Raw genomic sequence first — 555 nt, 5'->3', positions numbered from 1 at the left:
GGTCCTGCAGGATGTGATAAAGAGGGTAGATAGGGCCTTTCAAGGTTTCTTCCGTAGGGTCAAGAAGGGACAAAAACCCGGTTACCCCCGCTTCAAAGGAAAAAGACGGTATGACTCCTTCACCTTCCCCCAGGCCGGGACTACCGGGGTCAAACTTCATAAGGACGGCAAACGGGTTTTCATCTATGGTGTCGGGTCGGTGAAGGTGAAACTTCACCGCCCTTTGGAAGGGAAGATAAAGACGGCTACGGTAAAGCGGGAAGGGGATGACTGGTACATCATCTTCGTCTGTGAGGTTGAACCCGAACCCCTACCCGAAAGCCATGAGGCCGTTGGCCTAGACCTAGGTACCAACCCCCACTTTCTTGTCACCTCCGACGGGGAGAGGGTAGAAGCTCCCAGGTACTACCAGAAAACCCAAGCCAAGCTTGCGGATGTTCAAAGGAAGCTCTCCCGAAAAAAGAAGGGCAGCAACCGGTACAAGAAGGCCAAAAGACAGCTTGCTAAACTACACCGCAAGATTGCCCATCAGAGAAGGGACTTCCACCATAAGGT

The 555-nt window shown here is 52.8% G+C and carries 1 protein-coding gene; it reads left to right on the top strand.

Going from position 1 to position 555, the window contains the following annotated elements:
* A partial coding sequence (locus L0D16_RS00005) for an RNA-guided endonuclease InsQ/TnpB family protein (protein WP_243029501.1) occupies positions 1-555 on the top strand: 555 nt, incomplete at both ends.

The sequence above is a fragment of the Thermus altitudinis genome (assembly GCF_022760835.1).
Classification (GTDB): Bacteria; Deinococcota; Deinococci; order Deinococcales; family Thermaceae; genus Thermus; species Thermus altitudinis.
Note: the sequence above shows the minus strand (reverse complement) of the source record. Positions and strands in the feature narration are given on the sequence as shown.